The organism is Pseudomonas sp. JE3303, from assembly GCF_056312565.1.
Map to the genome: position 1 here is coordinate 1 of NZ_JBWGIF010000015.1, position 20,785 is coordinate 20,785.

The window sequence follows — 20,785 nt, forward strand, 5'->3', positions numbered from 1 at the left end:
GCAATCTCAAATGACTACTATGATTGCTCATGTGGTCACTTGTGATGCTGATAATCTTGCAGACTATCAGTCCGTACTCACAAGCACCCACACGAATTGCTTGATTCAATTGTTAAAGAGCGGTTGGCCCGAAGCGCTTGGCTTGCTGAACCGAGGTGCGCATTCTACGCTTTCCTCTAAGTCTGTCAAGCGTTTATTTTGAAGTTTTCAATCTGCTTTCTTTCGAAAACCGTTCAACTCCAAGAGCCGCTTGACTCACCCTGCAACTCATCGCTGCGGGAGGCGAATAATACGTCATTCAGATTATGAGTCAACACCTTAGCGCAAAAAAATTCACAGCTCGCCAAACGCCTCCGAGGCAACTAATCCAGCCGCGGTAGATCACTAGAGAAACGCATCTACCAGTACAGCGAGTCGGATCATGAGCGAATCGGAAAACGGCAAGACCCCAGGACTGTCGGCGGACGAAGAACAGGAGGTCAGTCACAGCCAGCCACCCCGGGCTGCAGTGTTGCACGAGATAATCCGCTATCAAGGTGACCAGGAACTTGAACGGACAATCGCAGCCCTGTGGTGGTCGGCACTGGCCGCCGGGCTGACCATGGGCCTTTCATTGATGGCCATGGGGCTTTTCTATTCGCGCCTGCCCGACAGCGACAGCAGCCAGGTCATCGCCAGCCTCGGCTACAGTGCAGGCTTCCTGGCAGTCATCCTTGCCCGCCAGCAACTGTTTACCGAAAACACCCTCACCGCAGTGCTCCCCGTGATGACCACCCCTACCCTGTTCAACCTGGGGAGGTTGCTGCGTCTATGGGGCGTGGTGCTGGCCGGCAACCTCGCCGGCACATTGCTGGTCGCGTGGGTGATGCTGGAATTGCCGATCTTCGACAGCAAGACCGACGTGGCCTTTCTAGAGGTTGGCCGCAAGGTGATGAAGAACGACATCAGCCAGATGTTCGCCAAAGGCATTGTCTCAGGCTGGATGATCGCCACCATGGTCTGGATGATTCCCTCAATGGAGCACGCCAAGATCTGGATCATCGTGCTCATCACCTACCTGATGGCACTGGGCGACTTCACGCATATTGTCGTCGGCTCCGTTGAAGTGTCTTATCTGGTGTGGGCGGGGGATGAGACCTGGACTCATTTCTGGCTTGAGTTCGCCCTGCCCACACTAGCCGGCAACATAATAGGCGGCAGCTTCATCTTCGCCCTCATCAGCCACGCCCAGGTCCGCAGCGATAGCGGCAAGCCGGTCTCCAGGCTGCTTGAGGGCGACGAGGCGGCCGGTCGGCGCAAATCGGGCAAGAACAGGAAGAGCGACTAGAGCCCAAAGCTTTTCATTCAAGCACCTGAATGCTCGCTGTCATCCCGGCGCTCAGCCTGGTGCCTTCCGGGACGTTCTCCAGACGGATGCGTACCGGAATACGCTGGGCCAGGCGTACCCAGTTGAAGGTCGGCTCGACCTCGGCCAGCAACTGGGTGTCAGGGGTGGTATTGCGGTCGTTGATGCCGCGGCTGATGCTCTGTACAACTCCTTGCATGGGGGCTTCGGCGCTCATCAGCCAGACCTTGACCGGATCGCCCACGCGAATCCGCGGCAGCTTGGTCTCCTCGAAATAGGCCTGTACATAGAAAGTCGAGTCATCCACCAGGGCCATCACCGACTGCCCTGCAGTGACGTAGTTTCCCTCGGCCAGCCGCAAGTTGGTGACATGGCCATTGCGCGGCGCGCGCAGTTCGCTGCGGTCCAGGTTGATCTGTGCTACCCGGACCTCGGCTTCGGCCTGGTGCAACTCGCCGCGGGCGACGGCGGCATTGATCTGGGCGTTCTCGCGCAGCTCCGCGCTGATCGCGCCTGGCCCCAGCGCCGTACGGCGCGCCGCCTCGCGCTCACGCAGGTGCAATTGCTGCTGACGGGTTTCGGCAATCGCCCTGGTCCGGGCGAGCTCAGCCTCGAAACGGTCGCGGTCGATCGACATCAGCAAATCGCCTGCCCTGACCTGCTGGTTGTCCTGTACTTTCAACTCCCGCACCCAGCCGGAAACGTCCGGCGCGATGACCACGACATCCGCGCCGATCCGCGCGTCACGTGTCCAAGGGGTGAGCATGTAGTACTGCCAGAGCTTGAGCCCCGCAAAGATGGCGATCACCACCACGCAGAGGGTTATCGCGACACGTACTGCTGTGCGCATGGTCCTACTCCTCACAAAGGTCCCAGCAGGTGGACCACCAGGGACAAGATACAGATGAACAGCGCCACGTCGAACAAGGCTTCGTGCCAGATCCAGCGCCCCAGCGGCGTGACCCGCAGTACCATACGCAGCAGGCCGGTCAGCAGTAGCGCCAGCAGCACATAGATCAGAAACGGACTCAGCAGTACGCCGCCCAGTGCCCATTCACGCAGACCCATGAGTTTCCTCCTGCCAGCGGCACCATTTGCGCCAGCTTGCCTGCAGTTGCAGCACCGCGCCCTCGGCCAGGCGCAGCGCATCGCTCGCGGACTGGGCCCGCAAGGCCTCAATGAATGTATTGCTTGCCGCATCCAGCCGTCCGCCGCGGCCTGGCGCGGGACCTCGGCTCAATACAGCCTCAAGCTGTTGCAGGTAATGCCTCTGCGCAGCTGCCAGCGGTGCCTTGGCCATGGTCAGGCACAGGCGCAGGTGCAGCAACTCGTCACCGATGTCCAGGCTGTGCAGGCCATCGTCCCAGCGCCGACTCTCAGGCTCGGGCAGCTCACTGGAATGCCGCGCCAGCTGCATCAGCCGATCTGCCATGCGCCCGCCGAACCAGCTATCAGCGCCACGCAGATCGCGCCGGGTGAGGCGCACCAGGTCACTTTGGGTTGCTGCCCGCAGCCTTCGGCCGTGCCAGCCCGGGTGACGCAGCACCAACAGTCTGAAGGCCAGCACCGCAGCACCGACGCCCATGAGCATGGCCTGAGCATTGTTGAGCATGCCTGCTACATCGAATTGCATGGCGTTGAGTGGCGAGATGAGCACAATGCAGTGCAGGCAATAAGAGGTAGCAGTCGCGCCGGTGCGGGGATGGGCCATGCCGAGCGCACCGAAAAACAGCGGGACGCCCATGGCCAGGCAGAGCATGGCAAAGCTGCTCAGTTGCGGCAGGAGGATCTGCCCCACGACAAATGCCACCGGGATCGCCAGCAGAATGCCGCGCAAGAAACTCATGCCGATCTGAGCGCCGTTCTCGCGGCTGGCGAACAGGCTGCATACCACGCAGGTCAGCACCAGTCCGCCAGGGGCCGCTGGCCAGGCGGTAGCCAGCCAGAAAATGCTCATCACCAGAAACGCCAGGGCACTGCGCGAGCCGAACAACAGCGCCAGCGCCAGGTCACGATGCACCGCCAGGCCCGAGGGGGCGTCGGTCGCCGCTCTTCCTGCCTCGACATCCTCCACTGCCTGAGTCGCCGCCATGGCGGTGTCCAACAGCAACGTCAGGCGCGCCAGGCAGTAGTGTTCGGCTGAGCTGATCCGCTCATCATGGGCCGCGTCCCACAACCGCTGGCGCAGGAGCTGGCCTGGACGGTCAGGCTTCGCAAGCTGGCCGCGCACTTCTTCCAGCCAAGGCGCCAGGCGCAGCGACTCGGTAGCGTCGAGCTGACGCCATTGGCGACGCACCGAGCGAGAGATACGCAGCAGCACCATCAGCTTCTGGCTCAGCCCGCGAATGGCGCTGGCCCGCTGCCGCCCCACGCTACCCTCGAACCAGGCATGCTCACGCTGCGCGTCGATGGCGACAATACGTCCCAGTGTCTCGAGCAGCCCCTGGCGCGCCTGATCCTGCCCATCGAGCATGGCGCTGGCAGCCTGCATACCCTGTTGCCAGGCCTGGCGTGCCTGTCCGCTCAGCTGTTGCTCCACGCGCAGTGGCCAGAGCAAGGCGCTGGCAGCCGTGGCACAGACAATGCCGAGCGAAATTTCGGTGCAACGCGCCACTGCCTGTTCAAACACCTGCAAAGGATGGCTGATCGCGGGCAAGGCGATGATCGCGGCGGTATAGCCGGCCAGCACAAACGCATAGGACCAGGCGCTGCGCAACTGGGTAGAGGCCGCGGTGCACAGCCCCAGCCATAGCGCCAATGCGATCAGGAACAACCAGGGTGCCTGGGCGAACAGTCCCATGATCACCACGGACATGAAGGTACCGGCCAAGGTTCCAGCGAGGCGCGCCAGACCCTTCTGCACCACCATCCCCGACAAGGGCTGAGCAACGATGAACGCTGTCATCAGCGCCCAGGTCGGCTGGTCCAGCCCCCACCGTAACGCCAGCCACAATGCCAGACCGCCGCCCAGGAGGGTCTTGATGGCAAACTTGATGGCCAGGGTGCTGGGAGCAAACAGGGCCTGGAAAGTGATGGGCACGAGCGAAACCTTGCGCACTGTGATGAGTAGAACGATAGACAGAGCGCAAGGATAAGACCCAGAGATGTAATTAGCTAGCTAATCATCTAAAGAGCGATACCCGAGAAAAAAGCGACACGAAAAAATGGGCGACCGAAGTCGCCCTAAATGCCTTGCGTGCCCATGCACCGGGAAGGATCAGCGCGGCTTGCGCTTGTTCGAGTCCTTACGCCGTTGTTCGATGGGTGCACTGTAGCGAATTCGAGGGAGAGGGAAATTGATCGAGGTCAATGGGTGCCCGGGACCGGGCACGCGTGGCGCGCGCAGGTTTGAGCTGCGTCAGGTTTCAGCGCTTCTTGGGCTTGCCCTTGGATTTTTTCTTCGGCTTGGGCAGCGGCATGGCCTGTTCGAAAGCCTGGCGCACTTCGTTCAGGCGCTTTTCCTTCAGGTCGTGGATACGCTTGGTGCGCTCGGTGCCGAAATCGATAAGGTTGTCTTTGCTCATGGCGGGCTCGAAGGCTGACAGCGGAGGCGCTCATGATGAAGCCCCGTGGTCATGTTGGCCAGTCCCGAGCGGCTCAGATCTTGATATCGACCAGCAGGCCCTGACGTGGCTCGTCGCCCATCAAAGGTGCGACCGGCACAGTGTTGTCGGCATTGAGCTCATCGCCTGGGAGCGCCTCGAAACGCTCGTCATGCGCGTGCTGACGACGTTGCTGCTGGCGGCGCTGCTCCTCGCGAAGCAAGAGCGCCTGCTCTTGCGGATCGCGCTGTTGCTTGAGGTTGATGGTGCTTTCGCCAGAGTTCGACTGCGCGGGTACTACCGGCGCGATGGCGGGCAGCGGCTTGACCGGGTCGAACTGGGTGGTCACTGGGGCAGCACTGAGCGGGATAAGGGGCGGCAGCATTTGATGATCTCCTGTGGCCATTATATCGGCCTGCCGCCTGCATCCTTGAGCGTCAGGTACAAAGCGCGCCACGCCAGGGCAGTGTGCGTCAGCAGGATTCAGGGTGCCTCGGCGTCATCCGCTGCTGCACCGGTCTCGCTCCAAGGGCGTTTGTAGACCGACTGCCAGACAGTATCCAGATGATCGCGAAATGCCTGGGGTGCGTCCTTGAGCGTGGCGCTGTCATTGCGTTCGCCGCCTATGGGTTCCTCACCAGAGGGGCTGATCAGGGAGTCTCCGGTGATGCTGTAGCTGGCCTGACCCTCACGCAGTTCGATGACGATAGCGTGGGGTTCGATACCACCGCCGCAGAACGCATGGCTGGCAATGGTCGCCTCGGCCAGGCCGTCCTTGTTCAGGTCGCTGATATCGCTGACATCAGTATAGAAGTCGACATCCAGGTCAAGGCCCGGACAGCTGGTCTCCTGTTCGCTCTGCCAGCGGGCCTTGAACGCCCCTTGCGGGCCTGGGCGGGCAAACAGAGTTGCGCGGAGCACCACCTTGTCGACCTCTTGCGCGGTCTCGGCATCGGTGGCCTGGCCGTCGGTACGGCTGAGCACCAGCAGCCCTTCGCCCTCGCGGTCGCGAAAATGCACGCTCTTGATGGGGGTCTGGACGCCCAGTGCCTCCAGCTCGCCGACCGGGATCGGGGCCAGCGTCTCGAAGCTCTTCTGCTCGCAGGCGGATAGCAGCATAACGCCGCCAAAGGCTATCAAAGCATTCAACCAGCGGTGCTCGGCGCGCTTGTGCAAGTGAAGCCCTCGTAGGCAAAGGCAGGTTTCTTCGATGAAATTGCTAGACTCTTTGGTCTGCACGGACCTATCCGTTAACATAGTCGGCTTTTCATCGCGGGAGTCAGGCAGTATGGCGCAGCAGTATCAACCGGGGCAACGCTGGATCAGCGACAGCGAAGCCGAGCTCGGACTTGGGACCGTTCTGGCACAGGACGGCCGCTTGTTGACCGTGCTCTACCCGGCCACTGGCGATACCCGCCAGTATTCCCTGCGTAACGCGCCCCTGACCCGCGTGCGTTTCTCGCCTGGCGACCAGATCACTCACTTCGAGGGCTGGAAGATGACCGTGCGCGAAGTGGAGGCTGCCGATGGCTTGCTGGTCTACCACGGGCTCGATGCTCAGAACGAGCCGCGTACGCTGCCGGAAACCCAGCTGTCCAACTTCATCCAGTTCCGCCTGGCCAGCGACCGCCTGTTCGCCGGGCAGATCGACCCGCTGTCCTGGTTCTCGCTGCGCTACAACACCCTGGAACACACCAGCAAGCAGATGCAGTCGCAGCTCTGGGGCCTGGGCGGTATCCGCGCGCAACCTATCGCCCACCAGCTGCACATCGCCCGCGAAGTGGCCGACCGTAGCGCCCCGCGGGTATTGCTGGCCGACGAAGTGGGCCTGGGCAAGACCATCGAAGCGGGCCTGGTGATCCATCGCCAGCTCCTGACGGGCCGTGCCAGCCGTGTACTGATCCTGGTGCCAGAGAACCTGCAGCATCAATGGCTGGTAGAAATGCGCCGGCGTTTCAATCTCGAGGTTGCGCTGTTTGATGCCGAGCGTTTCATCGAGAGCGACGCCAGCAATCCGTTCGAAGATGCCCAGCTGGCGCTGGTTGCACTGGAATGGCTGACCCACGATGAAAAAGCGCAGGATGCCCTGTTCGCCGCAGGCTGGGACCTGATGGTCGTCGACGAGGCCCATCACCTGGTCTGGCACGAGGAAAAAGCCAGTCCCGAGTACTCCCTGATCGAGCAACTGTCCCAGGTTATCGCCGGCGTTCTGCTGCTGACCGCCACCCCAGAGCAACTGGGACAGGACAGCCACTTCGCCCGCCTGCGCCTGCTCGACCCCAACCGTTTCCACGACCTGGCCGCATTCCGCGCCGAAAGCGAGCACTACCGTCCGGTGGCCGAAGCCGTGCAGGAACTGCTCGACCAGGGCCGCCTGTCGCCCGAGGCACACGCCACAATCGAAGGTTTCCTCGGTGCCGAGGGCGAAGCGCTGCTTGCCGCCGTCACCGATGGCGATACCCAGGCCAGCGCGCGCCTGATCCGAGAACTGCTCGACCGCCATGGCACCGGCCGTGTGCTGTTCCGCAATACCCGGGCCGCGGTGCAGGGCTTCCCTGAGCGCAAGCTGCATCCCTACCCACTGGCCAACCCCGAGCAGTACCTGCTGTTGCCAGCCGACGAACACGCCGAGCTGTATCCCGAGGTCGCTTTCCAGGCACAGGGCGAAACCACTGAAGACGAGCGCTGGTGGCGCTTCGACCCGCGCGTCGATTGGCTGATCGACACCCTGAAGATGCTCAAGCGCACCAAGGTGCTGGTCATCTGCGCCCACGCCGAGACCGCCATGGACCTGGAGGACGCCCTGCGGGTGCGCTCCGGCATCCCGGCCACGGTGTTCCACGAGGGCATGAACATCCTTGAGCGTGACCGCGCCGCCGCCTATTTCGCGGACGAAGAATTCGGCGCCCAGGTGCTGATCTGCTCCGAGATCGGCAGTGAGGGCCGCAACTTCCAGTTTGCCCATCACTTGGTGATGTTCGACCTGCCTGCGCACCCGGACCTGCTCGAACAGCGGATCGGCCGTCTTGACCGGATCGGCCAGAAGCACACTATCGAGCTGCATATCCCCTATCTGCAGGACAGCCCGCAGGAGCGCCTGTTCCAGTGGTACCACGAGGCCTTGAATGCCTTCCTCGCCACTTGTCCGACCGGCAACGCCCTGCAGCACCAGTTCGGCCCGCGCCTGCTGCCGCTGCTCGAGCGCGGAGCGGACGACGACTGGGCCGAGCTGGTAGAGCAGGCGCGCACCGAGCGCGTACGTCTCGAAGCCGAATTGCACGGCGGCCGTGACCGCCTGCTCGAGCTCAACTCCGGCGGTGCCGGCGAAGGCGAGGCGCTGGTCGAGGCGATCCTTGAGCAGGACGATCAGTTCGCCCTGCCGATCTACATGGAAACCCTGTTCGACGCCTTTGGTATCGACAGCGAGGACCACTCGGAAAACGCCCTGATCCTCAAGCCAAGCGAGAAGATGCTCGACGCCAGCTTCCCGCTGGGCGACGACGAAGGCGTGACCATCACGTATGACCGCGTCCAGGCGTTGTCGCGTGAAGACATGCAGTTCATCACCTGGGAGCATCCGATGGTGCAGGGTGGCATGGACTTGGTGCTGTCCGGCTCGATGGGCAACACCGCCGTGGCGCTGATCAAGAACAAGGCGCTCAAGCCTGGGACTGTGCTGCTCGAGCTGCTGTACGTGAGCGAAGTGGTGGCCCCGCGCAATCTGCAACTGGGTCGCTATCTGCCACCGGCGGCGCTGCGCTGCCTGCTCGACACCAATGGCAACGACCTCGCGTCGCGCGTGGCCTTCGACACGCTCAACGAGCAACTTGAAAGCGTACCTCGCGCCAGCGCCAACAAATTCATCCAGGCCCAGCGGGACATTCTGTCAGGCCGGATCAACGCCGGTGAGGCCAAGATCCTGCCGCGTCATGCCGAACGCGTTGCCGAAGCGCAGCGTCGCCTGGCGGCCGAGACGGATGAAGAGCTCGCGCGCCTGACCGCGCTGCAAGCGGTCAACCCGAGTGTGCGCGACAGCGAGATCGAAGCCCTGCGCAAGCAGCGCGAAGACGGGCTGGCAATGCTCGAAAAAGCGGCATTGCGCCTGGAGGCAATCCGGGTGCTGGTCGCAGGATGATGTAATCCGTGGTACAGGGGGCGCAATGCCCCCTGTCCGGTGCCGCATGACCCTGACTGTTACCTCAGCAGCTTCCGGACCGTGCGACTGTTACCAACAGCCACTCGGTTGAACGCCAACAAGCACCAGGAAAGCCCGCCTGGGCATTTTCACGCACCGGCAAGGTGCGCTCTTATCCAGCCTCCTTCTCCTGGATCACAATGAACGGCGAGACCACTACTGCCCAGATCTGTGGATCCCGTTGCTGCAGGTCTAGCGCCTGCTCTGCCGTCAAGGCGCCTACCGTGCCAGCATCGCGCCAGCCAGCAAAGGCTTCACTGTGGTTTTCGGCCATGGCCTGGGCGACGGTGATCAAGTCCAGGCTGGGGTCGACCCAAATCAGGTCACCCTTTGCCCAGAAACGCTCCAATGCTTTCCACTCGATGATTGCTGTCTCGCCGAGCAATTTGGCATAGACGGTGCTTGTTTGATCAGTCATGGGTTACCACCGGCAAAAATTCGATCACTTGAAAGGGTCGCCATTTTTGCAGAAAAACCCGGTTTCAAATATGTAATTGGTCGTCAAGAGACACAGAGCCGAGGATTGCCGGGGGGTGAAGGCAATTTGATGGCGCTTTTCTGTATTTTTATGTCGACCAGGCGACACCCTCGAGAAAGGGCGCAAAAAGCGCGCTTTTCAAGCGCTCGAACGGCGCTCTACACTGTACCGGTACAGTTACCGGGACATGTTCCGGGGGAAGGTGGGGTTGCGGCTTTGGCGTCGCCACGCCGTATATCCCGCCCGGTCTGTAGCCCTGGCCGCCAGGACTATAAGAATTACAACAGAATGAGTGGAGCACTATGATCAAGATTTCCAAGCTGTTCGCCGCAATGGTACTGGCAGGGGTCGCCAGCCATTCGTTTGCCGCCGATACCATCAAGATCGGCATCGCCGGTCCCAAGACCGGCCCGGTCACTCAGTATGGTGACATGCAGTTCATTGGCGCCAAACAGGCCATCAAGGACATCAACGCCAAGGGCGGCGTCGATGGCAAGATGCTCGAAGCCAAGGAATACGACGACGCGTGCGATCCCAAACAGGCCGTGGCGGTCGCCAACAAGGTGGTCAATGATGGCGTGAAATACGTCATCGGCCACCTGTGCTCCAGCTCCACCCAGCCTGCGTCCGACATCTACGAGGACGAAGGCGTGATCATGATCACTCCAGCGGCCACCAGCCCGGAAATCACCGCCCGCGGCTACAAGCTGATCTTCCGTACCATCGGCCTGGACAGCGCCCAGGGCCCTGCCGCCGGCAACTACATCGCCGATCACGTCAAGCCCAAGGTGGTTGCCGTCCTGCACGACAAGCAGCAGTACGGTGAAGGCATTGCCACCGCCGTCAAACAGACCCTGGAAGGCAAAGGCACCAAGGTTGCCGTCTTCGAAGGCCTGAACGCAGGTGACAAGGACTTCTCCTCGATCATCCAGAAGCTCAAGCAGAACAACGTCGACTTCGTCTACTACGGCGGCTACCACCCAGAGCTGGGCCTGATCCTGCGCCAGGCGAAGGAAAAAGGCCTGAACGCCAAGTTCATGGGCCCGGAAGGCGTGGGCAACGACTCCATCTCTCAGATCGCCCAGAACGCCTCCGAAGGCTTGCTGGTGACCTTGCCCAAGTCGTTCGACGCCGATCCTCAGAACCAGGCAATCGTCCAGGCCATCAAGGCCGATGGCAAGGATCCGAGCGGCCCGTTCGTGTTCCCGGCCTACTCCGCTGTTCAACTGATCGCCGATGGCATCAAGGCAGCCGGTGACAGCGACAACGCCGAGAAAGTGGCCGAGGCCATCCATGCCGGTACCTTCAAGACTCCTACCGGCGAGCTGTCGTTCGACGCCAAGGGCGACCTCAAGGACTTCAAGTTCGTGGTCTACCAGTGGCACTTCGGCAAGCCGAAGACCGAAGTCTCTCCTCAGTAACCGCGTGACCAATAGCTGACCGTAGTAGCCCACTGTGCGAGCAGTGGGCTTTGTTTTATGAGGTTCATGGACTGATCCCCGCGATCCGGGGACCCGCCCACCTGAAAATCTTAAAACCGTCACTCGCGGTTTCCTGGCCTTACCCCCGCCAGCGAAATGCACTTCAGGTTTTTAGGAGCGCTGTAATGCCTGAGATCTACCACTTCTTCCAACAGCTGGTTAATGGCCTGACCATTGGCAGCACCTATGCCTTGATAGCCATTGGCTACACAATGGTCTACGGCATCATTGGAATGATCAACTTCGCCCACGGCGAGGTGTACATGATCGGTTCCTACGTGGCCTTCATTGCCCTTGCCGGGCTGGCCATGATGGGTATCGATTCCCTGCCGATCCTCATGACCGTCGCCTTTGTCGCGACGATTTTCGTGACCAGCGCCTATGGCTACAGTATCGAGCGGGTGGCCTACCGGCCGCTGCGCAACAGCAATCGCCTGATCCCGTTGATCTCCGCGATCGGCATGTCGATCTTCCTGCAGAACACCGTGCTGCTGTCGCAGGATTCCAAGGACAAATCCATTCCCAACCTGATTCCGGGGAGCATCTCCTTCGGCCCGGGGGGGGCGGAGGAAGTCCTGATCTCGTACATGCAGATCCTGGTATTCGTGGTCACCTTGGTGTCGATGATCGGCCTGACCCTGTTCATCTCGCGCTCCCGCCTGGGCCGCGCCTGCCGCGCCTGTGCCGAAGACATCAAGATGGCCAACCTGCTGGGGATCAACACCAACAACATCATTGCCCTCACCTTTGTCATCGGCGCCGCGCTGGCGGCCGTGGCGGCGGTGTTGCTGAGCATGCAATACGGTGTGATCAACCCAAACGCAGGCTTCCTGGTGGGCCTCAAGGCCTTCACCGCAGCGGTACTTGGCGGCATCGGCAGTATTCCGGGCGCCATGCTCGGTGGCCTGGTGCTGGGTGTGGCCGAAGCCTTCGGCGCCGACATCTTCGGCGACCAGTACAAGGACGTGGTGGCATTCGGTCTTTTGGTTCTGGTGCTGTTGTTCCGGCCGACCGGCATTCTGGGCCGTCCGGAGGTTGAAAAAGTATGAGCAAGAATATCAAACAGGCGTTTTTCAGCGCCTTGCTGGTCTGGGCCGTGGCGTTCCCGGTGCTGGGCCTGAAACTGAGTATCGATGGCATCAACCTGATTGTGCACAGCCAGGGGCCTTTCACCCTGACGGTGATCGCAGTCTGTTCGGTGCTGATGTTCCTGCGGGTGCTGTTCGACAAGCAATGGAGCACCGTGGTGCGCAGCCGCTCGGACCGCAAGCTGGTCTCGCCCGCCGTCAGCAACTTCCTGACGCTGCCGCGTACCCAGCGCTGGATCATCCTGGTCCTGATAGTGCTCGCTCTCGTCTGGCCGTTCTTCGGCTCGCGTGGGGCGGTCGACATCGCCACGCTCATCCTGATCTACGTGCTGCTCGGCCTGGGGCTGAACATCGTGGTCGGCCTGGCAGGCCTGCTCGACCTCGGCTATGTCGGCTTCTACGCCGTCGGCGCCTATACCTATGCCCTGCTCTCGCACTACTACGGCCTGAGCTTCTGGATCTGCTTGCCGCTCGCGGGCCTCATGGCAGCGACTTTCGGCTTCCTGTTGGGTTTCCCGGTACTTCGCCTGCGCGGGGACTACCTGGCGATCGTCACCCTGGGCTTCGGCGAGATCATCCGGCTGTTCCTGCGGAACCTGACTGGCCTTACCGGCGGGCCCAACGGCATCAGCAACATCGAGAAACCGACGTTCTTCGGCCTGAGCTTCGAACGCCGTGCCGCTGAGGGCATGCAGACCTTCCACGAGTTCTTCGGCCTGCCGTACAACTCGATCAACAAGGTCATCTTCCTCTATCTGGTCGCCCTGCTGCTGGCATTGCTCGCGCTGTTCGTCATCAATCGCCTGCTGCGCATGCCGATCGGTCGTGCGTGGGAAGCGCTGCGCGAAGACGAGATCGCCTGCCGCGCGCTGGGCCTGAACCCGACAGTGATCAAGCTCTCGGCCTTTACCCTCGGCGCCTGCTTCGCCGGTTTCGCCGGCAGCTTCTTCGCCGCGCGCCAGGGCCTGGTAACCCCTGAATCGTTCACCTTCATCGAATCGGCGATCATCCTCGCCATCGTCGTGCTCGGCGGCATGGGTTCGCAACTGGGCGTGATTCTCGCGGCCATCGTGATGATCCTGCTGCCTGAACTCATGCGCGAGTTCAGCGAGTACCGCATGCTGATGTTCGGCGCGCTGATGGTATTGATGATGATCTGGCGTCCGCAGGGCCTGCTGCCCATGCAACGTCCCCATATGGAGCTGCATCGATGAGCCGCGAAATTCTGCAAGTCAGCGGCCTGAGCATGCGCTTTGGCGGCTTGTTGGCGGTCAACGGCGTGGGCCTGACCGTCAAGGAAAAACAGGTGGTGGCGCTGATCGGCCCCAATGGCGCGGGCAAGACGACAGTATTCAACTGCCTGACCGGCTTCTACAAGCCAAGCGGTGGCACCATCCTGCTTGACGGTCAGCCGATACAGGGCCTGGCCGGTCACCAGATCGCTCGTAAAGGCGTGGTCCGCACGTTCCAGAACGTGCGCCTGTTCAAGGAAATGACCGCGCTGGAAAACCTGTTGATCGCGCAGCACCGGCACCTGAACACCAACTTCTTCGCAGGTCTGTTCAAGACCCCGTCCTATCGCCGCAGCGAGCGCGAGGCCATGGAGCGGGCGCAGTACTGGCTCGACAAGGTACACCTGACCGAGTTCGCCAACCGCACCGCAGGCACCTTGGCCTATGGCCAGCAGCGCCGTCTGGAGATCGCCCGCTGCATGATGACGCGCCCGCGCATCATCATGCTCGACGAGCCGGCTGCCGGTTTGAACCCGAGGGAAACCGAGGACCTCAAGGCGCTGATTTCGTACCTGCGCCAGGACCACAACGTAACCGTTCTGCTGATCGAGCATGACATGAAGCTGGTGATGAGCATCTCCGACCATATCGTGGTGATCAACCAGGGCACGCCGCTGGCCGATGGCACCCCGGACCAGATCCGCGACAATCCTGACGTGATCAAAGCCTACCTGGGGGAAGCGTAAATGCTGCAGTTCGAAAACGTCTCCACCTTCTATGGCAAGATCCAGGCGCTGCACAGCGTCAACGTCGAGATCCGCCAGGGCGAGATCGTCACCCTGATCGGCGCCAACGGCGCGGGCAAGTCGACGCTGTTGATGACCCTCTGCGGATCGCCGCAGGCGCACAGCGGGAGCATCCGCTACCAGGGTGAAGAGCTGGTTGGCCAGCCATCCTCGCACATCATGCGCAAGAGCATCGCGGTGGTGCCAGAAGGCCGCCGCGTGTTCGCCCGCCTGACCGTCGAGGAAAACCTGGCCATGGGCGGATTCTTCACCGACAAGGGCGACTACCAGGAGCAGCTGGACAAGGTACTGCAACTGTTCCCACGCCTGAAGGAGCGCTACAGCCAGCGCGGCGGCACCATGTCGGGCGGCGAGCAGCAGATGCTCGCCATCGGCCGGGCACTGATGAGCAAGCCCAAGCTGCTGCTGCTCGACGAGCCGTCGCTGGGGCTGGCGCCGATCATCATCCAGCAGATCTTCGACATCATCGAGCAGTTGCGCCGCGACGGCGTGACGGTGTTTCTGGTCGAGCAGAACGCCAACCAGGCGCTGAAGATCGCCGACCGGGCCTATGTGCTGGAGAACGGGCACGTGGTGATGCAGGGGACCGGCGAAGCGCTGCTGACCGATCCAAAAGTGCGCGACGCCTACCTCGGCGGATAACCCATGCAGGGGCGGAGGTGATACGGTAGCTCCTTCGAATCCCAGGAGCTCCTTCACAATGCGCCTCACCCCTCCCCTGCTGTTCGCCACGCTGCTGCCCCTGCTCGGCGGCTGCCAGATGCTGGCGGACAAACCTGTCGACCCCAACATCGGCACCACGCGGATGCAGGGCGAGCTGAGCGCTGCGGGCGGGCAACTGCTGTTCAAACCGTGCAACGAGAGCCGCCGCTTCGTGGTCAGCGACAGTGGCGGCACCGGTGTGCTTCAGGAAGCCTCCAACCTGGCCGACAACGCCAGCGACAAGCTCTTCGCCGATGTGCGCGCCAAGCTCGCCGGCAGCGTCACCGCTGGCAGCGACGGTCAACTGAACGTGCAACGCCTGTACCGCCTCGATCCCTCCAGCAGTGCCTGCAGCGATCCCAACTTCAAGCAGCTGACGCTGCGTGCCAGTGGCCATGAGCCCGAATGGGACATCAAGGCCAGCGGCCGCGGAATGGTGCTCGATCGCGCCGATCAACCACCCCTGCCCCTGCCCTTTCTCGAAGAGCAATTGCCCGGCGGAGGCCTGAGCCTGAGCAGCGAGGCCAACAACCAGCACATCGAACTGTGGGTTGCCCCGCAGCGTTGCGTCGACAGCGCCACCGGCGCGGTTCGGCACCTCAGCGCCGAGCTGCGGATCGACGGGCAGACCCTGCGCGGTTGCGGTTACTACGGAGGATCGCGCGCCGACTGATCACCGGCGGCGGTTTCTGCTGCCTGAAACGGCAACGAACAGCTTATACTTGGCGGTTTGAGTAAAGCCGCCGGCCGCCATGGCCGGGATACTGGACCCTGCCATGCTACGAATCAACGAACTGAAGCTGCCCCTGGATCACCCCGATGAAGCCCTGCGCGAAGCCATCGTGCAGCGCCTGGGCATCGCCGACGACCAGCTGCTCGACTTCACCCTGTTCAAGCGCAGCTACGACGCCCGCAAGAAAAACACCGAACTGCTGTTCATCTATACCATCGACCTCCAGGCGACCAATGAAGCCGAGTTGCTGACCCGGTTCGCCGATGACCGCAATATCACCGTGGCTCCGGATGTCAGCTACAAGTATGTCGGTCAGGCGCCGAGCGATATCGCGCAACGGCCAATCGTGGTCGGCTTCGGCCCGTGCGGTATCTTCGCCGGGCTGCTGTTGGCGCAGATGGGTTTTCGTCCGATCATCCTCGAACGCGGCAAGGAAGTGCGCCAACGTACCAAGGACACCTGGGGCCTGTGGCGCAAAAGCGTGCTCAACCCTGAGTCCAACGTACAGTTCGGCGAAGGCGGCGCCGGCACCTTCTCCGACGGCAAGCTGTATAGCCAGATCAAAGACCCTCAGCACCATGGCCGCAAAGTCCTGCACGAATTCGTGAAAGCCGGCGCTCCGGAGGAGATCCTCTACGTCAACAAGCCGCACATCGGCACCTTCCGTCTGACGGGTATGGTCGAGAACATGCGCGCCGAGATCATCGCCCTGGGCGGCGAGGTGCGCTTCGAGCAGAAAGTCACTGACGTGCTCATGGACGACGGCCAGTTGCACGGGGTAGTACTGGAAAGTGGCGAGCAACTGCATTCGCGCCACGTGGTCATGGCGCTGGGCCACAGCGCACGCGACACCTTCCGCATGCTGCACGGCAAAGGCGTCTACATGGAAGCCAAGCCGTTCTCGATCGGCTTTCGTATCGAGCACCCGCAGACGCTTATCGACCAGGCGCGCCTGGGCAAGTACGCCGGCCATCCCAAGCTTGGTGCCGCTGATTACAAGCTGGTGCACCATGCCAAGAACGGCCGTTCGGTCTACAGCTTCTGCATGTGCCCGGGTGGGACCGTGGTCGCGGCCACCAGTGAGCCGGGCCGCGTGGTCACCAACGGCATGAGCCAGTATTCGCGCAACGAGCGCAATGCCAACTCGGGTATCGTCGTCGGCATCCACCCGGAACAGGATTTCCCAGGCGGTCCGCTGGCAGGTATCGAGCTGCAGGAGCAACTGGAGGCCAAGGCCTACCTGCTCGGTGGCAGCAACTACCAGGCACCGGCGCAGCTGGTGGGCGATTTTGTCGCCGGTCGGCCATCTACCGAACTGGGAAGTGTCGAGCCATCCTACAAGCCAGGTGTCAGCCTGGGCGACCTGGCCCTCAGCCTGCCGGACTTTGCCATCGAGGCAATCCGCGAGGCGCTGCCGGCCTTCGACCGCCAGATCAAGGGCTACAACCTGCCGGACGCGGTGCTGACCGGTATCGAGACACGGACCTCCTCACCACTGCGCATCACGCGTGGCGATGACTACCAGAGTCTCAACCTGCGTGGCCTGTTCCCGGCCGGTGAAGGCGCCGGTTACGCCGGTGGCATTCTGTCGGCAGGTGTCGATGGCATTCGCATCGCCGAAGCGGTGGCGCGTGACATGCTCGGTCTCAACGGCTGAACAGTACCTGCCAGCGGCCATGAAAAAACCCCGACCGGCTGTTGCCGAATCGGGGTTTTTTTATTGCGGATCGATCAGTGCGAGACGCGGCTGGTGCCGTCGACCGTCATGATGCGCACGCGCTCACCCACGCGGAAAATCTCGTTGTCCTGCACTTGCTGCACATAGGCTCGGGTACTGCCATCGTCTTCCCGCACGGTGATTTCCACGCCCTGTGTACGAGTGATGCCTTCCTCGGCCGCTGAACCCGCCAGCCCACCGGCAACCGCACCGATCACCGCCGCGACGATGCTGCCCCGGCCTCCACCAATGGCACTCCCGGCCACACCCCCGACAACCGCACCTGCGCCACCGCCGATCGGCGTCTTGGTGCCCTCGATCTTGACCGGACGCAAGGCCTCGATGGTGCCCATGCGTACCGTTTGCACGCGTCGAGCTTCATCGCGGGAATAGGAATCGCCGCTCAGGTTCGAGGCACAGCCGCCGAGCAGCAACGACATGGTGGTAAAGCTGGCCACCAGCAGTACAGATTTACGCATGGGAAGCATCTCCATAAGTCAGGTATCCATTAGACCCTGCGCAAACCCGACTGTCACGACAGCCGAGGGATAAAATTATTGTCACCAAGTTAACAGGCAGATCAGGGCGCCAGACGCTCGCGTACCCACTGGCCGTCGACGTGACGGAAGTTGAGCCGGTCATGAAGCCGGCTGGAGCGGCCTTGCCAGAATTCGATACGGTCGGGCAGCAGACGGTAGCCACCCCAGTGCTCCGGGCAGTGCGGGTCACTGTCACTGAAACGCGTCTCGGTGGCCTTGACCAGGCTTTCAAGCTGTTCGCGATCGGCAATCACCTGGCTCTGCCGCGAGGCCCAGGCACCTAGCCGACTGCCCAGCGGACGCACCTGGTAGTAGTCGTCCGATTCCTTGGCGCTGACCTTCTCCACCCGCCCCTCTATGCGCACCTGACGCTCCAGCGCCGGCCAGAAGAACGTCATCGCCGCGAACGGATTGGCCAGCAAGTGCTGGCCCTTGGCGCTTTCATAGTTGGTGAAAAAGGTAAAACCCTGGGCATCGAGCCCCTTGAGCAACAGCACGCGGCAGTGGGGGCGTCCCTGGGCGTCGACGGTAGCCAAGGTCATGGCGTTGGCTTCGACCGGAGCCTGCTCGGTCTTCACCGCGTCGCCGAACCACTGATGGAACAGGGCGAACGGCTCATCCGGAGCCTGGGTTTCGGTGAGGCCATCGCGAGTGTAGTCGCGGCGCATTTCGGCAAGGGTCTTGGTCATTGCTGCGTTCCTTGTCGATCAGTTGGCCTTGGCGGCGACCTTTTTGTCGGCTGCCGCGACCTTCTTGGCGGCAGGCTTGGCGGGCGTGGCTTTCTTCTTAGCTACGGCCTTGGCGGCAGGCGCCTTGGCCTTGGCTACGGTTTTCTTCGCCGTGGCTTTGGCGGCAGGCTTCGCGGCAGGCTTGGCCTCGGCCTTGACGGGCGCCTTGGTGTCCTGGACGGCGACCATCTCGGCTGCGCTGAGGGTTGGCTGCTTGTACTTGGCCAACAGCGCCAGCATGGTGTTCTGCGGAGTGAGCAGCATTTCCACACGACGGTTCAGCGCCCGGCCTTCGACGCTGTCATTGGCTGCCCGTGGCATTACCGAACCCATCCCGCGCAGGGTCAGCCGGTCGCGCTGCAGACCGCTCAGACGGAAGATCGCCGACACGGAGGCTGCGCGCTCCTGGCTGAGTTTCTGGTTGAGCGCGGCGGCGCCACTGGTGTCGGCATGGCCAAGCACGAGCACGGCGGTCTTGGGATCGGCTTCAAGGACCTTGGCAACACGGGTGATCGGCCCCAGCGTGACGGGCAACAGCATGGATGGACGGTCAGGGTTGTAAGCACCTTCGACCGGGATGGTCACGACCAGGACGTCTTCGCGGCGTTCGAGCTCGAACTTGCTGTCCTTGATGGCTTCACGCAGCTTGGGCTCGTAGCTGTCCAGCCAGGCCTGGGTAGCCTTGTGGTCGATCTGTGGCACCGCCGCCTTGGCGGACGCCTTGGCTTCACCCCCGAACGGCCACCACCAGCGGCTGCTGCTCTCGGACTTGGCATCGGCTTGGGCGACCTTCTCGGTCACCACTTCCTTCACCTCCTTGTCGGCCACTTTGTCCGAGCCAAAGGGCCACCAGCCGTGGCCGCCATCGGCCGAGGCGTTCTGCGGGTGCTGGGCACAGCCAGTCATGGCCAGGCAGAGGGCGAGAGCTAAGGTTTTATGTGAAGACATCAGCGAGACACCATGAAAATGAAAGAATTTTTGCCCTGGCGGACCGGGCGTTGGAATTGAGAATAGTCAAAGGGTTCTGGCAACACCCGCGTTACCCGATCAAAGGCAATGTGCCAACACACGCACCAGCTTCTGCGCGCGAGGGTCCATCAGTACGTAGGGCCCGAGGGTATTGGTGACGAAGCCGAAGGCTACATCGTGCTCAGGGTCGGCGAACCCTACCGAACCGCCTGCGCCAGGGTGCCCGAAGGCTCTGGCGCCAAGTCCGAAGGTGGCATTGGCGACTCTGGGCTGGTCGAGCATGCAGCCCAGACCGAAGCGGGTCTGGGTCAGCAAGGTGTGGTCCTGTCCGATGCTGTGTTCACGGGTCAGCTCGTCGAGCAGTTCGGACTCGAGCAGGCTGCCGTCCAGCACACCGGCATAAAAACCGGCCAGGCTGCGGGCATTGCCGTGGCCGTTGGCTGCGGGCTGGTGCATGCGCCGCCACTCGGGCTTGTTGGTACTGGTGAGAATCGCCGGCGGATTGGTGAAGGCGCGGGTCGACAACGCGTTCGGCTCGCGCAGGGTCACCTGCAGCAGACGCTGGGCTGCCTCGTCGCCCATGTTGCCCTTGCCACGGGCGATATGGGCGACACGGTGGAATTCTTCGTCCGCCAGGCCGACATGGAAGTCCAGACCCAGGGGCTTGGCGGTGCGGGCCACGATGGAGTCACCCGGCGCACGGCCGTCGGCGCGCCGGATCAGCTCACCAATCAGCCAGCCGTAGGTGATCGCGGCATAGCCATGCGCAGTACCCGGCGTCCACCACGGGGTTTCGGCGGCCAATGCATCGGTCATGAGCTGCCAGTCATACAGCGCCTCGGCGGGCAGCAGCTCGCGAATCGCTGGGAGGCCCGCACGGTGGCTGAGCAACTGACGCAGGGTCACGCTCTGTTTCCCAGCCTGGGCGAATTCAGGCCAGTAGCGGGCGACCGGGGCATCCAGGGACAGTTTCCCCTCGCCCACCAGTTGCAAGGCAGTGACGGCGGTGAACGTCTTGGTGCAGGAAAACAGGTTTGCGATGGTATCGCTGTGCCAGGCCTGCTGGCCGTCCTTGTCGGCGCTGCCAGCCCACAGGTCGATCACGGTTTCCCCACCGACCTGTATGCACAGCGCGGCGCCACGCTCCTGGGAATCGTCGAACAACGCGGCGAACGCCTCGCGTACCGCCTCGAACTTCAGCTCATAGTGACCCTGGATCTGCACCCGCCA

Annotated in this window: 20 protein-coding genes and 1 pseudogene; 10 read left to right on the top strand and 11 right to left on the bottom strand. The window is 62.3% G+C overall.

The window, feature by feature from the left end; all coding sequences use genetic code 11:
• Both AC0ZZU_RS20410 and AC0ZZU_RS20415 read left to right on the top strand, forming a co-directional pair.
• Positions 1 to 202 (top strand): annotated as a pseudogene (locus AC0ZZU_RS20410) (hypothetical protein); the annotation flags it as partial.
• A 219-nt stretch (positions 203 to 421) separates the two neighbouring features.
• A complete protein-coding gene (locus tag AC0ZZU_RS20415; RefSeq protein ID WP_476343109.1) occupies positions 422 to 1,327 on the top strand; it encodes a formate/nitrite transporter family protein in 906 nt (301 codons plus the stop codon).
• A 13-nt stretch (positions 1,328 to 1,340) separates the two neighbouring features.
• On the opposite strand, the gene AC0ZZU_RS20420 is transcribed toward AC0ZZU_RS20415, so the two are convergent.
• The 6 genes from AC0ZZU_RS20420 to AC0ZZU_RS20445 form a co-directional block, all read right to left on the bottom strand.
• On the bottom strand, positions 1,341 to 2,195 hold the full coding sequence (locus AC0ZZU_RS20420; RefSeq protein WP_476343111.1) for an efflux RND transporter periplasmic adaptor subunit: 855 nt from the start codon (positions 2,193 to 2,195) through the stop codon (positions 1,341 to 1,343).
• Between the two features lie 11 nt (positions 2,196 to 2,206).
• Entirely contained in the window at positions 2,207 to 2,413 is a 207-nt protein-coding gene (locus AC0ZZU_RS20425; RefSeq protein WP_476343112.1) for a DUF1656 domain-containing protein, read from the bottom strand.
• Positions 2,400 to 4,385: an FUSC family protein gene (locus AC0ZZU_RS20430; protein ID WP_476343113.1), complete on the bottom strand. Its 1,986-nt coding sequence runs from the start codon at positions 4,383 to 4,385 to the stop codon at positions 2,400 to 2,402. Before AC0ZZU_RS20430 ends, AC0ZZU_RS20425 begins: the two co-directional genes overlap by 14 nt.
• Positions 4,386 to 4,710: 325 nt before the next feature.
• Entirely contained in the window at positions 4,711 to 4,869 is a 159-nt protein-coding gene (locus AC0ZZU_RS20435; RefSeq protein WP_476343114.1) for a hypothetical protein, read from the bottom strand.
• 73 nt (positions 4,870 to 4,942) lie between these two features.
• On the bottom strand, positions 4,943 to 5,272 hold the full coding sequence (locus tag AC0ZZU_RS20440) for an aspartate-semialdehyde dehydrogenase (RefSeq protein ID WP_476343115.1): 330 nt from the start codon (positions 5,270 to 5,272) through the stop codon (positions 4,943 to 4,945).
• Positions 5,273 to 5,370: 98 nt separating this feature from the next.
• Positions 5,371 to 6,006, bottom strand: a complete 636-nt coding sequence (locus AC0ZZU_RS20445; protein WP_476343116.1) for a M949_RS01915 family surface polysaccharide biosynthesis protein — start codon at positions 6,004 to 6,006, stop codon at positions 5,371 to 5,373.
• A gap of 169 nt (positions 6,007 to 6,175) precedes the next feature.
• On the opposite strand from AC0ZZU_RS20445, the gene rapA reads away from it, so the two are divergent.
• Positions 6,176 to 9,022, top strand: coding sequence for an RNA polymerase-associated protein RapA (gene rapA / locus AC0ZZU_RS20450; RefSeq protein WP_476343117.1), 2,847 nt, complete (start codon positions 6,176 to 6,178; stop codon positions 9,020 to 9,022).
• Between the two features lie 172 nt (positions 9,023 to 9,194).
• On the opposite strand, the gene AC0ZZU_RS20455 is transcribed toward rapA, so the two are convergent.
• A complete protein-coding gene (locus tag AC0ZZU_RS20455; RefSeq protein ID WP_476343118.1) occupies positions 9,195 to 9,500 on the bottom strand; it encodes a DUF2288 domain-containing protein in 306 nt (101 codons plus the stop codon).
• Between the two features lie 362 nt (positions 9,501 to 9,862).
• Between AC0ZZU_RS20455 and AC0ZZU_RS20460 the strand changes: the two genes are divergently transcribed.
• The 7 genes from AC0ZZU_RS20460 to AC0ZZU_RS20490 all read left to right on the top strand — a co-directional run bounded on the left by AC0ZZU_RS20460 (position 9,863) and on the right by AC0ZZU_RS20490 (position 17,259).
• Positions 9,863 to 10,981 (top strand): branched-chain amino acid ABC transporter substrate-binding protein, encoded by a 1,119-nt coding sequence (locus AC0ZZU_RS20460; RefSeq protein ID WP_476343119.1) that lies wholly within the window; start codon positions 9,863 to 9,865, stop codon positions 10,979 to 10,981.
• 185 nt (positions 10,982 to 11,166) lie between these two features.
• Positions 11,167 to 12,090 (top strand): high-affinity branched-chain amino acid ABC transporter permease LivH, encoded by a 924-nt coding sequence (gene livH, locus AC0ZZU_RS20465; RefSeq protein ID WP_158459805.1) that lies wholly within the window; start codon positions 11,167 to 11,169, stop codon positions 12,088 to 12,090.
• On the top strand, positions 12,087 to 13,343 hold the full coding sequence (locus tag AC0ZZU_RS20470; RefSeq protein ID WP_476343120.1) for a high-affinity branched-chain amino acid ABC transporter permease LivM: 1,257 nt from the start codon (positions 12,087 to 12,089) through the stop codon (positions 13,341 to 13,343). The genes livH and AC0ZZU_RS20470 overlap by 4 nt, the downstream gene beginning before the upstream one ends.
• Positions 13,340 to 14,107: a high-affinity branched-chain amino acid ABC transporter ATP-binding protein LivG gene (gene livG / locus AC0ZZU_RS20475; RefSeq protein ID WP_476343121.1), complete on the top strand. Its 768-nt coding sequence runs from the start codon at positions 13,340 to 13,342 to the stop codon at positions 14,105 to 14,107. The genes AC0ZZU_RS20470 and livG overlap by 4 nt, the downstream gene beginning before the upstream one ends.
• Entirely contained in the window at positions 14,108 to 14,809 is a 702-nt protein-coding gene (locus AC0ZZU_RS20480; RefSeq protein WP_476343122.1) for an ABC transporter ATP-binding protein, read from the top strand.
• A 58-nt stretch (positions 14,810 to 14,867) separates the two neighbouring features.
• Positions 14,868 to 15,542, top strand: a complete 675-nt coding sequence (locus AC0ZZU_RS20485) for a COG3650 family protein (RefSeq protein WP_476343123.1) — start codon at positions 14,868 to 14,870, stop codon at positions 15,540 to 15,542.
• 103 nt (positions 15,543 to 15,645) lie between these two features.
• Positions 15,646 to 17,259, top strand: coding sequence for an NAD(P)/FAD-dependent oxidoreductase (locus tag AC0ZZU_RS20490; protein WP_476343124.1), 1,614 nt, complete (start codon positions 15,646 to 15,648; stop codon positions 17,257 to 17,259).
• A 74-nt stretch (positions 17,260 to 17,333) separates the two neighbouring features.
• On the opposite strand, the gene AC0ZZU_RS20495 is transcribed toward AC0ZZU_RS20490, so the two are convergent.
• The 4 genes from AC0ZZU_RS20495 to AC0ZZU_RS20510 all read right to left on the bottom strand — a co-directional run bounded on the left by AC0ZZU_RS20495 (position 17,334) and on the right by AC0ZZU_RS20510 (position 20,779).
• Positions 17,334 to 17,798: an outer membrane lipoprotein gene (locus AC0ZZU_RS20495; RefSeq protein ID WP_158459799.1), complete on the bottom strand. Its 465-nt coding sequence runs from the start codon at positions 17,796 to 17,798 to the stop codon at positions 17,334 to 17,336.
• Positions 17,799 to 17,899: 101 nt separating this feature from the next.
• The gene (gene pdxH / locus AC0ZZU_RS20500; protein ID WP_476343125.1) at positions 17,900 to 18,547 is read right to left on the bottom strand and encodes a pyridoxamine 5'-phosphate oxidase; all 648 of its coding nucleotides are present in this window, start codon (positions 18,545 to 18,547) and stop codon (positions 17,900 to 17,902) included.
• Between the two features lie 18 nt (positions 18,548 to 18,565).
• Positions 18,566 to 19,534 carry an OmpA family protein gene (locus AC0ZZU_RS20505; RefSeq protein WP_476343126.1) on the bottom strand — a complete coding sequence of 323 codons (969 nt, stop codon included), beginning with the start codon at positions 19,532 to 19,534 and terminating at the stop codon, positions 18,566 to 18,568.
• 99 nt (positions 19,535 to 19,633) lie between these two features.
• On the bottom strand, positions 19,634 to 20,779 hold the full coding sequence (locus AC0ZZU_RS20510) for a serine hydrolase domain-containing protein (RefSeq protein WP_476343127.1): 1,146 nt from the start codon (positions 20,777 to 20,779) through the stop codon (positions 19,634 to 19,636).
• Positions 20,780 to 20,785: the final 6 nt, after the last annotated feature.

Bases quoted from the DNA above. Each gene is read 5' to 3' on its own strand.
- AC0ZZU_RS20415 (WP_476343109.1), top strand. From the start codon at position 422: ATGAGCGAATCGGAAAACGGCAAGACCCCAGGACTGTCGGCGGACGAA.
- AC0ZZU_RS20420 (WP_476343111.1), bottom strand. From the start codon at position 2,195: ATGCGCACAGCAGTACGTGTCGCGATAACCCTCTGCGTGGTGGTGATC.
- AC0ZZU_RS20425 (WP_476343112.1), bottom strand. From the start codon at position 2,413: ATGGGTCTGCGTGAATGGGCACTGGGCGGCGTACTGCTGAGTCCGTTT.
- AC0ZZU_RS20435 (WP_476343114.1), bottom strand. From the start codon at position 4,869: ATGAGCAAAGACAACCTTATCGATTTCGGCACCGAGCGCACCAAGCGT.
- AC0ZZU_RS20440 (WP_476343115.1), bottom strand. From the start codon at position 5,272: ATGCTGCCGCCCCTTATCCCGCTCAGTGCTGCCCCAGTGACCACCCAG.
- AC0ZZU_RS20445 (WP_476343116.1), bottom strand. From the start codon at position 6,006: ATGCTGCTATCCGCCTGCGAGCAGAAGAGCTTCGAGACGCTGGCCCCG.
- rapA (WP_476343117.1), top strand. From the start codon at position 6,176: ATGGCGCAGCAGTATCAACCGGGGCAACGCTGGATCAGCGACAGCGAA.
- AC0ZZU_RS20455 (WP_476343118.1), bottom strand. From the start codon at position 9,500: ATGACTGATCAAACAAGCACCGTCTATGCCAAATTGCTCGGCGAGACA.
- AC0ZZU_RS20460 (WP_476343119.1), top strand. From the start codon at position 9,863: ATGATCAAGATTTCCAAGCTGTTCGCCGCAATGGTACTGGCAGGGGTC.
- livH (WP_158459805.1), top strand. From the start codon at position 11,167: ATGCCTGAGATCTACCACTTCTTCCAACAGCTGGTTAATGGCCTGACC.
- AC0ZZU_RS20470 (WP_476343120.1), top strand. From the start codon at position 12,087: ATGAGCAAGAATATCAAACAGGCGTTTTTCAGCGCCTTGCTGGTCTGG.
- livG (WP_476343121.1), top strand. From the start codon at position 13,340: ATGAGCCGCGAAATTCTGCAAGTCAGCGGCCTGAGCATGCGCTTTGGC.
- AC0ZZU_RS20480 (WP_476343122.1), top strand. From the start codon at position 14,108: ATGCTGCAGTTCGAAAACGTCTCCACCTTCTATGGCAAGATCCAGGCG.
- AC0ZZU_RS20485 (WP_476343123.1), top strand. From the start codon at position 14,868: ATGCGCCTCACCCCTCCCCTGCTGTTCGCCACGCTGCTGCCCCTGCTC.
- AC0ZZU_RS20490 (WP_476343124.1), top strand. From the start codon at position 15,646: ATGCTACGAATCAACGAACTGAAGCTGCCCCTGGATCACCCCGATGAA.
- AC0ZZU_RS20495 (WP_158459799.1), bottom strand. From the start codon at position 17,798: ATGCGTAAATCTGTACTGCTGGTGGCCAGCTTTACCACCATGTCGTTG.
- pdxH (WP_476343125.1), bottom strand. From the start codon at position 18,547: ATGACCAAGACCCTTGCCGAAATGCGCCGCGACTACACTCGCGATGGC.
- AC0ZZU_RS20505 (WP_476343126.1), bottom strand. From the start codon at position 19,534: ATGTCTTCACATAAAACCTTAGCTCTCGCCCTCTGCCTGGCCATGACT.